Below are 11,529 nucleotides of genomic sequence, written 5' to 3'. Positions count from 1 at the left end.
TACATTTTCTGGTGAGTCAAGCTTCGTACTCTACCCAAGTGCGTCGCGCAAGGCGATTGGACAAATTGTCCTACCCCCCTTCCAGGGCCCGCGCACCAATGGACAAACGGTCCTGCTTTGGTGCATGATGAGGTCAAGCCGCCGCATGGCCAGCCCAACCAGAACAAGCAGGAGAACCATCATATGTCCACCACCCCTTCCGCCGCCCCTTCCGCTGCCCCTTCCACTGCCCCCTACGGCGCCGATGCCGGCGCGCTCAGCGCCGACGCGCGCCGCATCAACGCCGACCATGGCGCCATCTCGCCGGGCGAAATTGCCGTCGGGGTGGTGATCGGGCGCGCGTCCGAGTATTTTGACTTCTTTGTTTTTGCGATCGCCTCGGTGCTGGTGTTTCCGTCGGCGTTTTTTCCCTTCGCCGACCGCCTCAACGGCACCCTGTACGCCTTTGTCATTTTTTCGTTCGCGTTTATTGCGCGCCCGATCGGCACCGCCTTGTCGATGGCGATCCAGCGCCGCTACGGGCGCGAGGTCAAGCTGACCACTGCGCTGCTGCTGCTTGGTATTTCCACGGCCGGCATCGCCTTCCTGCCGACCTACGCCCAACTGGGCACCAAGGCAATTGTGCTGCTGTCGGTGCTGCGGGTCGGCCAGGGGCTGGCGCTGGGCGGATCGTGGGATGGCTTGCCGTCCTTGCTGGCCTTGAATGCCCCGGCCGACCGGCGCGGCTGGTACGCCATGCTCGGCCAACTCGGCGCGCCGGTGGGTTTTCTGATTGCCGCCGGCGTGTTCTGGTATTTGCTCTCCAACGTCACCAGCGCCGATTTCCTCGACTGGGGCTGGCGCTACCCGTTCTACGTCGCCTTTGCGATCAACGTGGTAGCCCTGTTCGCGCGCCTGCGCCTCATTTCAACCAATGAGTATGCGCACTTGCTCGAAGACAAGGAACTGCAGCCAACGCCGTTCGGAGAAATGTCGCGCAACCAGGGCCGCAATGTATTTATTGGCGCACTGGCCGCGCTGGCCAGCTATGCGCTGTTCCACCTGGTGACGGTGTTTCCGCTATCCTGGATCATGCTCTATTCGGCGCGGCCGGTAACCGGTTTTCTGGTCATTGAAATGGTCGGTGTCGCGCTGATGGCGCTTGGCGTGGTGGCCTCGGGCTGGATTGCCGACCGCATCGGGCGCCGCACCACGCTGGGCACGCTGGCCGTGCTGATCGCCGGATTCAGTTTCTTTGTGCCGACCCTGATGAGCGGCGGTGTGCAGGGCCAGGACTTGTTCATCCTGATCGGCTTCACGCTGCTCGGGCTGTCGTATGGACAGGCCTCGGGCGCCGTGACCGCCAATTTCCCGGCCCGCTACCGCTATACGGGCGCGGCCATCACGTCCGACCTGGCGTGGCTGGTCGGCGCCGGCTTCGCGCCGCTGGTGGCGCTGGCGCTGGCCGCCAAGTTCGGTCTGGTGTATGTGGGCTTGTATCTGCTTTCCGGTGCCGTCTGCTCGCTGGCTGCGCTCAGCCTGAATCGCGCGCTCGATATACGCGATTGAAATTCGGGATCAAATGCGCGATTGAAGTTGCCGGGAGCAGTCAAGGCGCCAGCTGCGACCAGCACTCCCGGTACGCGCCGTCCGGATCATGTTCGGCCGTCTGTTTGTCGACATTGAAGCGCCGACCTCCGCGCGGATCTGTTCCGCGCCCGGCGAGGTAAAGCCAGTTGCCCTGGTTGCTATACACGTCGTAATCGATCAGCTGCGATTCGAACCAGGCTGCGCCTGCGCGCCAGTCGCCGCCAAGGTCGTAGATGAGGTAGCTGGCCACCACCTGGCGCAAACGGTTGCTCAGGTATCCGGTGGCCATCAGTTCGCGCATGGCGGCGTCAACCAGCGGCTGGCCCGTTCGCGCCAGGCGCCAGCGCTCGAAACCGCGCTGGTTGTGCGGGCCCAAGGGCGCTTGCCCGAGTCCGCGCGCGCCATACAGCCGTGCGCCATACTGCAAGTGCAGCAAGCGGAAGTAGTCGCGCCATAGCAATTCAAACCACAGCCAGTAGCTGCCGTCGCTGGCGCCATGGATGGCCTCGTACTGGTTCAGTTCGGCAACGATGCGCCGGGCCGACAGCGCGCCCGTCGCCAGCCAGGGCGACCATTTACTGGAGTAATCCAGTCCCATCAACTGATTACGCGTTTGCTTGTAACTGTCCGGTAGCTTGCGGGCCAGATAGCGGGCAAGGCGGGCCAGTCCCGCGGCTTCTGCGCCATCGAGCATCTGGCCACCGGCCAGCGATGAGCGGGGATCGGGCGGCCCGTCGTTGCCGCCTAGCGACGCCGCTGCGGCGACCAAATGCGCCGGTATTGCGCGATGTGCAGGCCAGGGCGGCAGTGTTGACGGCGGCGCCAGCGGTGCCGGCGGACGAAGGCCTGCCTTTTCCAGTCGTTGCCGGTATTGCGTGAACGACGCCGGCAAATCCTTCGACTCCCACGGCAATTGCGCCGGATCGACCAAACTGCTTTGCCACACGGTCTTAACGGTGAGGCCAGCGGCCCGCAGCGCGGCAATTTGCGCCTGTTCTTCTGGCGCCGCAATGTCTTCGCACACAATGCTGCCGGCTCCGACTGCCCGGGCAAGGAGCGGCAGGGTGGTGGCAGCCGGTCCGGTGCATACCAGCAGCGGACAGTTCAGTCGGGCCAGCTGGTCGCTAAGCGCGCGCACTGCGCCGCCCAGCCAAGCGCGGCGCTGCGGCCCGATGCGCGCAAAGCCCCAGCGGCTTTGCTCTTCCAGATCCGGCAGGCAGAACACCGGTATGAGAAAGCGCGTGTCGATCCCGCAAGCGGCGTGCAGTGCAAGCTGGTCGTGCAGGCGCAAGTCATTGCGGAACCAAAAGAGAACAGTGCTCATCAGGCAAGCCGTCCCATCGCACAAGTACTCACGCTCTCTTGGCCCACACCATGCACCATCCTTTTGCATTGACCAACTTGCCGGCAAAAGCCGCGCACGGGGCGGCGGCGTCGCCGGCTTTGCCCGCATACAGCTGGCAGCCGCTGCAAACTTGACCTTTGACATAATTCGCATATTTCTTGGTGTCGACTTTAGTCGCATCGGCCTTGTAGCCAAGCGCTGTGGCGGCCGGGTCGGTTTCCGCCAGCGCGACGGCGCCTTCTGCGGGGGTAAGGCCAAGCGCCAGCGCGCCGGCGGGAATGGCGCTGAGGAAAAAGCGGCGGGTTGTCATGATCATTCCTTTCAAAGAGAGTGAACTGGAATTGTACCGAGGTGCGTTGCGCGTTCGTGCGGCGGCGCCCGATTATATCCGCTATAATGCACGGAATTACGGTTCAATAGCGGTTCATCATATGAGCAACTCAGCATCAGCAGATCTGCGGCCCGACGCCGGCGCGCGCTATCGCAGTGGCACAGCTGCCAGGCTGGCCGGTTTGCCGGTCGAGACCTTGCGCGTGTGGGAGCGGCGCTACGGCATTTCAGACACCCTCAGGTCCGAGCATGGACAGCGTTTGTACTCTCAAACGCAGGTAGACAGGCTCAGGCTGCTGAAACAGCTGGTCGACCAGGGGCATGCCATTGGCGCTCTGGCGCAACTGAGCGCCGATCAGCTCGCGCGCCTGCCGCAGCGGCCAGCGGCAGGCACGCCGGGCGCGGCGGTGCGCGTGGCATTGGTGGGGCGCCCGCTGGTGCAGCGTCTCGCCTCCAGCGAAGGCCTTGTTCCCGGCCTGGACATCGTCGCCGAATGCGCGCTGCTGGGTAGTGCGCCAGCTGCGCTGGCGGGGGCCGACATCGACGTGCTGCTGGTGGAAATTGCCGAACTCGACGACGCGGCTGTCCCGGCGATAGCGGCGCTGCGCCTGCAGATGGGCGCGGCCGTGGTGGTTTTGTACCGTTTTTGCCCCAGCGCGACGATCCGTCAGCTGCGCGCCTTGGGGTGCCTGGTAGCGCGCACGCCAAGCGACGCGGGCGAAGTGGTGCTGCTGTGCGAGGCGGCGCGGCCAATGCCCGCTGTGCCGCCTGCCTCGAGCGCGCCGCCGGCGGCAGCGCCCGCCACGCGCCGTTTTGACGATCACGCGCTGGCCGAACTGGGCGCGGCGCGCAGCAGCATCCATTGCGATTGTCCGCGCCATTTGTCGGATATTTTGCTGCAGCTAAACAGTTTCGAGCGCTACAGTGCCCAATGCGCCCAACGCACCCCGGCCGACGCGCAGCTTCACCACGATATCAACCACGCTGCCGGCGCCGCCCGCGTGCTGCTGGAAGCGGCGCTTGAGCGCCTGGCGCGCGCCGATGGCTTGCCGCTGCCGGCCGGCTGGTGAGCACACCCACGCGTATTGTTTATCAACCCAGGTGTCAATATGGACCACACTATTACTGAACCACGTCACATCGCCGTCGTTGGCGCCGGTATCGCCGGATTGTCCTGCGCGACGGCGCTGCAGCACTCGGGCTACCGTGTCAGTGTGTTCGACAAGGCGCGCCAGAGCGCAGGGCGCATGAGCACGCGCCGCGGCGACGGCTGGCAATGCGACCACGGCGCCAGGTTTTTCACCGCCGAGCATCCCGGCTTTCGGGCGGAACTGGCGCGCTGGGAGCGGGCCGGCGTGGCCGCGCCGTGGTACCCGGCAGTGCGGCGCTTTGGCGCGGACGGCAGCAGCGCTTCGGTGGCGCCCGCCGAGCGCTATGTCGGCACGCCCGGCATGAGTGCACCGGCTGCCTGGCTGGCCGCTGCACTGGCGGTGCACACCGAACAGGCCGTCAGCGCCTTGGCACGCGACGCGCACCGCTGGCGCCTGCTGGGGCAGGGCGCCGCATTGCCGGCGTCCCGTTTCGATGCGCTGGTGCTGGCGCTGCCCGCACCGCAAGCGGCAGCGCTGCTGCGCGACGCGGCACCAAGGCATGCGGCGCTGGCCGCGAGCGTGACGATGCAGCCTTGCTGGGCCGTGCTGCTGCAGTACCCGGCGCCGTTGGCGCTTGGTTTTGACGCCGCCGAGCTTGAAGGCGGGCCGCTGTGCTGGGTTGCGCGCGACAGCGCCAAGCCTGGCCGCGGTGGCAGCGAGAGCTGGGTGCTGCACGCCAGCGCCGCGTGGAGCGAAGCGCACATCGACGCCGACCCCGACGCAGTCGCTGCCCAATTGCTGGCCGCGTTTGCCGCGCTGGGCGCGCCGCTGCCGTCGGCATGGCGCGCGCATCGCTGGCGCTATGCCGCAGCGGCGCCGGCGCGCACCGATGGCTGCATCTGGGACGAAGGCAATGGGATCGGTTTGTGCGGCGACTGGCTCAACGGCGGCACCGTCGAGGCGGCCTGGCTGAGCGGGCGCCAGCTGGCGCACCGGATCGCGAGCAGTTGACGCGCCCATGCCCGTCGATTCCGGCGCTAAAGCTTCTCCGAGCTAGGTTTTGCCTGGAAAGACATCCTGAGCGCGCATGATGCCGGCATGCAGCGTGTTGATTTTCGCGCGCGCCACAGTGTGCTCGAAGCTGGTAATCACGCGCACCGACATTTCTGCCAGCTGCTTGCCTAGCAGCAGGTCATCCTGGGTCCAGTTGTGTTGCGTACCGACGCCCTCGAAGCACAAGGCGCCGATTGTCTGCCCGCCCAGCCGGATGGGGAATACCAGGATGGACTTGATTTGGTGCACGTTCAAGTATGGTTCGACCAGTTCCGCTGTGTGGGGGTGATGTAGCGCGTCGTGCGCGACCAGCGCGCGGGGGTCGTTCAGCCGTTCGAAAAACAGCGGATAGTCGCCAATGCGCATTGGCGCGTCCAAGGTGCCGGCGGCGCCATCGGCCGCGTGCAGGCAGCGCTGCGCAAGAACACCACTTGGGACGTCGAGTAGCCATAGCGATACACGCGCCACGGCCAGGATCTGGCTGCTGGCTTCAGTAATCAGCCGCAACGCGCTTTCCAGTTCAGCGCGCTCGACTACGTCATGCGTGGACAGGTCGAGCAGCAGGCGGTTGAGACATTGATGCGAGCGCAGCTGTTCTTTCAGATCGAAGCTGCGCTCCAGCGGCGCCTTGACATGCATGCGCTGCTCGCAGTCGCGCCCTTTTTTGTGCTCGGTAAACGCGGTGGCAAAGTCGTTCAAGGATGCTGCATAGTGCGCCGCCGCAAAATGCTGCTGTATCAACATGTCAAAGAAGCCGTCAGCAATTGCAATCGCTTGTGCTTCCTTCACGGCCAGCAAAGCCAGGTCGGCGGCGCCCCTGCCCGCATGGACTTCGGCCTTGACTGCCAGCAGGTGCGCTTCGCACCAGCGGAAATTGACCCGGCGGGCCGCAGCAAGGCCCGCATCCACGTACGCCATGGCTGTTTCCAGAGCTCCGTCGGCGAGGGCGATCTTGCCGAGGTACAGGTTCGATTCCGCGAGATAGTCGTACAACTGGTGTTCCGAGCAGAGCGCGAACGCTTCATGCAAGATGGCGGCGGCCTCTGCCGCGCGTTGCCGCTCGATCAGGCACACCGCCAGGTTGATTTTCACCTTTGCGTCCAGGTGCGGGTCGCCCACTTGCGCCGTTCGCAACTGCGCTTCAGCAAGCATGGTAAGGGCCGCTTCGTAATCTCCGGCGCCCTTGTAGACTTGTGCCAGGCCGACCTTGGCCAGGATCCAGGTCTCGGCGTCGCCTGCGAACTGGTTGTTCACCTCGATGCAACCATCCCAATACTGGATGGCGCGCCGGTAGTCGCCACCGGAATAATAGCCGCGCGCGAGCCGTTCGAGGATTTTCGCTTCATGGGCCGGCATGCAGGAAGCCTGGGCCGCCTGCTGGGCGGCAAACAGCGAATCGCGTGCCTCGCTCGATCTGCCGAGGTGATCCATGATCTTGCCGTAACGCTCGGCGGCGCGCACGTAGGTGGGCGGCTCCCACAGGTACGACTCAACGAACACTTGCTTGCAAAGTTTTAAGGCGTCTTCTGGCTGAACATGCATGATCGCGTCGATCTGGTCGAACACGGTTTGCCACTGTGATGCAGGATCGGGAGCTGAATTCATGTACTACTTCCACAGGAAAATTTGCAATAAGAAGCCATCGATGCGCTGCCCTTGGTCGTGCTGCCGGGCCGTCAACGAATTTTACAGTTGGCTGCCCGTTAATATAGCACCCGCGACAGCCCTCCTGTTGCTTGGCAGTCACAGATGGCGGGTTGGGAGGCAACTGCCGGGCGTGCCGGCATGTCTGGTCGCCCGGCTCCTTGCAGCTACTGGCCCAGCTTGCCCGGCAAGGTCAGCGCCCCGGAAGCCACCTTGAACACATCGGCAACGCACAGCAGCGGGCTGTGCACACTCGTATTGACCCGCAGCGCGGCCGTCACACCGTCAAAGCCAAGGTCGGCGCGCCCACCCAGGTCGGCGAAGGGGACGCGCACTTCGAGCGTACTGTCGTTAAAGACCGGACTGTAACCCGGGCTGTCGATGAGAATGGGCAGTCCCGGCCACGTTCTCGGCAGTGCCGGCTTGGCGCCCGGAGCAATATCGACCACTTTCAGCTTGCCCTTGCCGCAGGCGTCATCCGGCTTGAGGACCACCCAGTGCGAGTGCCACAGGTCGCCGTCATTGTTGAGGTTGCCATCGCCATTTTCATCGTACAGGGGGGTGTCGTCAAAGTCTGGATGCGCCGTGACGGCAAAAGCGAGGATGCCGGCATTATGATCAAAACCGACGGCCGCCGGATCGATCGTGGTCGGCCAGACATAGGAAAACGCGGTGCTGCCGGCGAGTGTGCCCACCTTCGACGGGCGCGATTGGCCAGCCTTGCCCGCCACCGCAATATGAAACACTGCGTAATTGCCTTCCTTTGCAATGCGCGTGTGCACGATGTCAAACGCGGCATCGATGGCGGGGTTGGCCGGGGTGTGGATGCCACCGGTGTGGCTGGAGTGCGCTTGCGCGGCAAGCGCCGTCAACAGCATGGCCGATACGAGGGTGCGTTTCAAAGTCTTCATTTTTTCTCCTGATTGAGGGTATAAAGTGCCATTTGCAGGCATGGATAGGCGACAAGGCAGCAGTTGCATCGTTCGCTTTATTACAGCCGGCACGCGCCGTCATCGCAACGCCCGTTCGGCGCCTCGTAGATGAGCTCGGCGAGCAGGGCGCCAACCTGCATGTCGTCGGAGACACCGAAAATATGGTGCCGCAACATGCCGGTCCGGTCGATCAGCAGCAGCGTGGGCGTGCCGCGCATCTGGTACGCGGCCATGGTTCTGGGCACGGGCTCACTGTCCGATGGGCGATCTATGCCTACCGGAAAATCGATGCGGTACTCATGGATAAAGGCGTCCAGCGCCGCCGGACCCATCACCGCATGGTGTTCAAAGACGGTGTGCAGGCCCAAGACGGCGACATCGTCGTGCGGGAACGTCGCGCGCATTTTCTTTGCTTGCGCAATGCCGTGCGACACGCAGGCCGGGCACAGCATCTGGAAGGCATACAGCGCAACCACCTTGCCGCGCAGGGAGGCAAGACTGAGCGGCACGGTGGTGTTGCGCCAGGCCGCGATGTCCAGTTCAGGCGCGGCGCGCCCCAGCTGCGCGCTCATTTGGCGCGCTGTGCGCGCAGTTCGACTTGCGGGAAGTCGAGCGGCACGTCGAAGGCGACGTTCACGTAGTTGGTAAACAGGTTCAGGGCAACGTGTGCCATGATTTCCATGATCTCGCCATCGTTGAAACCGGCCGCACGCAGCGCTTCGACGTCCGAGGATGCGATGCGCGCGCGCTGCGCGACGACGGAAGTCGCAAAGCGCAGGGCGGCGGCGGTCTTGGGATCGGGCGACTGGCCCGCTTGCGCCGCGCTCATCTCTTGCGCCGTGGCGCCGGCTTTGCGGCCAAGGGCGGTGTGCGCCGCCAGGCAGTAGGCGCAATTGTTGACGTCTGCGATGGCCACGGCGATCTGTTCGCCGAGCCTGGCGTCCAGCGTGCCCTTGCCCAGTGCGCCAAAAGATGCCCACATGCTGGTCAGTGCTGCGGGCGAGTTGGCAACGGCGCGGAACATGTTCGGAACGACCCCAAACGCCGACCGTACTTGGTCCAGCAGTGGAGCGACGTCGTTGTGGGCGGCCTCAAGGTTGATCAGTTCAATACGGGACATGGTTGCTTCCTTTAAAAAGTGGCCAAAAGAGGTTGAAACGGGCCGGCCACGCGCTGTTTCAATAGGAGTCCTAATTATTTAAGTCAAAAAAAATTCATGCGAAGGCATCCCAGTTCCGCCGTTCCGTCAGCGGGTCGGTGCTTTGATGTTCTGCGCAATCGATGCGCAGAAAGGCGATCGGCAGCGGTGCCTTGACCAGCGCGCAGTGATGCGGCGCTTGGCTGCCCGGGAAACGGTTCGGCTCGAAGAATCGACACGACAAACAGGCGCGCAGGGCGGGAAACCGCTTGTTTTTTTGCAATTGCGAAATCAGTTTGAACAGGCCGACGAGCAACTGTTCCTGCACGTCACGCTCAAGCGCGGAGGCGGCATCATCGGCAAAGCCGAGCGCCTTGGACATCTTGTCGACCAGGGCTTTTCCCTGCTCTGTCAGCCACAAGGCCGTGGCGCGACCGTCGTCGTCGGCGCGCGCCTTGTTGACCAGGCCCTTGCCCACCAGCGCCGAGACCGAATCGCTGGCACTGGCCGGGGACACCGACAATTGCGCCGCCAGCCACGCGAGCCGCACACCCTGGGTGCGCTCTCTGAGCAATTGCAAGATGTCGGCCTGGGTGGGATTCAAGCCCTCGGCGGTGGCAAACTCCCACATGCCGGCACGTAGCACGCTCGACACCCGGGCAATCGCGACCACAATGCGTGCCGAGATGTCTGGTGTGCCGTCCCAAGGGGATTCAGGTGTGATGTCCATGAACGCAGCATACCATAGGCGCCCGATTAGTCAAGAGTCCTAATTAGTTTTTATCGACAAGGACAGGCGCACCCCAGGCCTCATCCAATCGCGGCAAACTGGCGGAAAGCGTCGCGCACGTTATCGCGCAGCAGTTTGTTATCCCAAGGCTTGGTATAGAAACGGAACACCGCTCCGCCGTTGACCGCCTCCATGATCGACTCCAGATCGGTATGGCCGGATAACACGATGCGAAACGTCTTTGGATAGAGCTGCTTGACCTTGTCGAGGAAGTCGGTGCCGCTCATGGCCGGCATGCGTTGGTCGCACAGGATCACCTGCACCTCGTTCAATGTGAGCAGGTCGAAGCCATCGGCGCCCGACGGCGCGCACAGGATGCGGTACCCGTCGCAGCTGAACAGGATGGCAAGTGCCTCGAGGATGACCGGGTCATCGTCGATGATCAGCAAGGTCTTGCGCGACTGTCCGCTGTCTTGTGCCGGTGGAAGCGCGGTGTCTTGCAGCAGCACTTCCGTGGCCTGCTCGGCAGTGAGCGGGGCGCTGAAGTAATGGCCCTGGATCTGGTCGCAGTGGTGGCGCCGCAGGTAGTTGAGCTGGGCTGCGGTCTCGACGCCTTCGGCAATCACATCGAGTTTCAGGCTGTGGGCCAGGTTGATGATGGCCAGCACGATGGCCGCGTCATCGGGGTTGGTGGTGACGTCGCGGATGAACCCCATGTCGATCTTGAGCTTATCGATGGGAAAGCAGCGCAAATAGGCCAGGCTGGAATAGCCGGTGCCGAAATCATCGATGGACACCTGACCCCCGTGTTGCTTGACGCTCTGTAAAATTTCGATGGTGCGCTCGGTTTGCGCCATGAGCGACGTTTCCGTCAATTCCAGTTCGAGCAGGTCGGCCGGAATGGCGTGCATGGCCAGCCCGGCGATAATGTTTCCATCGAGGTCGCCTTCAACAAACTGCCTTCCGGAAACATTGACCGACACCTGGATGGGACCGACCGCCGACTGCAGCCACACGCCGATCTGCTTGCACGCCTGCGCCACGACCCAGCTGCCGACCTGCACGATCATCCCGGTGTCTTCCAGAACCGAAATGAAGTCCTTGGGCGCGACCATGCCATGCCCGGGACGCTCTCATCGCAACAGGGCTTCCAGGCCCGCGATACGACCGCTGTTCAGGTGCACCTTGGGCTGGTAGTGCAGCACGAATTCCTCGTTCCTGATCGCCTTGCGCAATGCCGTTTCAAGCTCCAGTCGCGCCAGCACGTCGGCGTTCATCTGGGCCGTGAAGAAGCGGTACGTGTCGCGCCCGGCGTGCTTGGCTTCGTACATGGCCGTATCGACGTACGTGATCAGCGTGTCGGGACTGGACGCGTCGTCCGGATGGATCGTAGTGCCAATGCTGGCCGTGACACCCACATCGTGGCCGTGCAGCAGAAAGGGGGTGCGCAGCACGTCGCGGATTTTCTCGGCAATGACCACCGCCCCTTGCTGGCCCTCCTGCATGATCAGGATCAGCGCGAATTCATCGCCCCCCAGGCGGCCGACCGTGTCGCGCACGCGCACGCATTGCACCAGCCGATTGCTAAACTGCAGCAGCAGCTCGTCGCCAATCGCGTGCCCTAGTGTAGTGCGTCATAAATAATAAGACTTATTATATATATGCATGTATCCTTGTCATATGGAGGGGAAATCATG

Annotated in this window: 10 protein-coding genes and 1 pseudogene; 3 read left to right on the top strand and 8 right to left on the bottom strand. The window is 63.5% G+C overall.

Annotated features, from left to right (window positions below):
• The first annotated feature begins 183 nt into the window (after window positions 1-183).
• On the top strand, window positions 184-1,548 hold the full coding sequence (locus ACP7BV_RS25240) for an MFS transporter (protein WP_426107643.1): 1,365 nt from the start codon (window positions 184-186) through the stop codon (window positions 1,546-1,548).
• Window positions 1,549-1,588: 40 nt separating this feature from the next.
• Here ACP7BV_RS25240 and ACP7BV_RS25235 read toward each other — a convergent pair whose 3' ends face one another.
• Together ACP7BV_RS25235 and ACP7BV_RS25230 are read right to left on the bottom strand one after the other, a co-directional pair.
• On the bottom strand, window positions 1,589-2,893 hold the full coding sequence (locus ACP7BV_RS25235; protein ID WP_426107642.1) for a DASH family cryptochrome: 1,305 nt from the start codon (window positions 2,891-2,893) through the stop codon (window positions 1,589-1,591).
• A 28-nt stretch (window positions 2,894-2,921) separates the two neighbouring features.
• Window positions 2,922-3,230 carry a high-potential iron-sulfur protein gene (locus ACP7BV_RS25230; RefSeq protein ID WP_426107641.1) on the bottom strand — a complete coding sequence of 103 codons (309 nt, stop codon included), beginning with the start codon at window positions 3,228-3,230 and terminating at the stop codon, window positions 2,922-2,924.
• A 115-nt stretch (window positions 3,231-3,345) separates the two neighbouring features.
• Between ACP7BV_RS25230 and ACP7BV_RS25225 the strand changes: the two genes are divergently transcribed.
• Both ACP7BV_RS25225 and ACP7BV_RS25220 read left to right on the top strand, forming a co-directional pair.
• Window positions 3,346-4,314 (top strand): MerR family transcriptional regulator, encoded by a 969-nt coding sequence (locus tag ACP7BV_RS25225; protein ID WP_426107640.1) that lies wholly within the window; start codon window positions 3,346-3,348, stop codon window positions 4,312-4,314.
• A gap of 39 nt (window positions 4,315-4,353) precedes the next feature.
• Window positions 4,354-5,346, top strand: a complete 993-nt coding sequence (locus ACP7BV_RS25220) for an NAD(P)/FAD-dependent oxidoreductase (RefSeq protein WP_426107639.1) — start codon at window positions 4,354-4,356, stop codon at window positions 5,344-5,346.
• Window positions 5,347-5,388: 42 nt separating this feature from the next.
• Here ACP7BV_RS25220 and ACP7BV_RS25215 read toward each other — a convergent pair whose 3' ends face one another.
• The 6 genes and pseudogenes from ACP7BV_RS25215 to ACP7BV_RS25190 form a co-directional block, all read right to left on the bottom strand.
• Complete coding sequence (locus ACP7BV_RS25215) at window positions 5,389-6,993, bottom strand: GAF domain-containing protein (protein WP_426107638.1); 1,605 nt, start codon at window positions 6,991-6,993, stop codon at window positions 5,389-5,391.
• Window positions 6,994-7,199: 206 nt separating this feature from the next.
• Window positions 7,200-7,943, bottom strand: coding sequence for a hypothetical protein (locus ACP7BV_RS25210; protein ID WP_426107637.1), 744 nt, complete (start codon window positions 7,941-7,943; stop codon window positions 7,200-7,202).
• Window positions 7,944-8,023: 80 nt separating this feature from the next.
• The gene (locus ACP7BV_RS25205) at window positions 8,024-8,536 is read right to left on the bottom strand and encodes a redoxin domain-containing protein (RefSeq protein ID WP_426107636.1); all 513 of its coding nucleotides are present in this window, start codon (window positions 8,534-8,536) and stop codon (window positions 8,024-8,026) included.
• On the bottom strand, window positions 8,533-9,084 hold the full coding sequence (locus ACP7BV_RS25200; RefSeq protein WP_426107635.1) for a carboxymuconolactone decarboxylase family protein: 552 nt from the start codon (window positions 9,082-9,084) through the stop codon (window positions 8,533-8,535). Before ACP7BV_RS25200 ends, ACP7BV_RS25205 begins: the two co-directional genes overlap by 4 nt.
• A 94-nt stretch (window positions 9,085-9,178) precedes the next feature.
• Complete coding sequence (locus ACP7BV_RS25195) at window positions 9,179-9,832, bottom strand: MarR family winged helix-turn-helix transcriptional regulator (RefSeq protein WP_426107634.1); 654 nt, start codon at window positions 9,830-9,832, stop codon at window positions 9,179-9,181.
• Window positions 9,833-9,912: 80 nt separating this feature from the next.
• A pseudogene (locus ACP7BV_RS25190) lies at window positions 9,913-11,460 on the bottom strand (EAL domain-containing protein); the annotation flags it as partial.
• Window positions 11,461-11,529: the final 69 nt, after the last annotated feature.

Origin of the sequence: Massilia sp. TSP1-1-2 (assembly GCF_049896185.1) — a bacterium.
Lineage (GTDB): Bacteria > Pseudomonadota > Gammaproteobacteria > Burkholderiales > Burkholderiaceae_D > Telluria_A.
This window is presented reverse-complemented; position numbering and strand designations above follow the sequence as displayed.